The 261-nt window shown below is 58.2% G+C and carries 1 pseudogene; it reads right to left on the bottom strand.

From position 1 onward, the window contains the following. Positions 1-261, bottom strand: a pseudogene (locus N7568_RS24135) (SGNH/GDSL hydrolase family protein); the annotation flags it as partial.

Genomic DNA, 261 nt, shown 5'->3' with positions numbered 1-261 from the left:
GATCAGGTGCCCACATACGCTGGTCCTTGTAGGCGTCGAAGCACCAATAAACCACCAGGATCGCGCCATATCTGGCGGCGATGTCCCGGACTCTCTGGTTGTAAAGGGTGTATCGCTTCTTGAAGGGTTCCAGGACGGCGGACACCTTCACGTCGAACCCTGTGAACAGGACCAAGGAGGCCCCGGTTTCGCTCAGGCGTGCGACGAGCAGCTCGTAGTCGATGAGGAGCGCATCCATGTCGGTCCCGAAAACAAGGATGT

This window comes from Paenarthrobacter aurescens, from assembly GCF_025421775.1.
GTDB classification, from domain to species: domain Bacteria; phylum Actinomycetota; class Actinomycetes; order Actinomycetales; family Micrococcaceae; genus Arthrobacter; species Arthrobacter aurescens_B.
The sequence above is the reverse complement of the archived record's forward strand: the minus strand, read 5'-3'. Positions and strand labels throughout refer to the sequence as shown.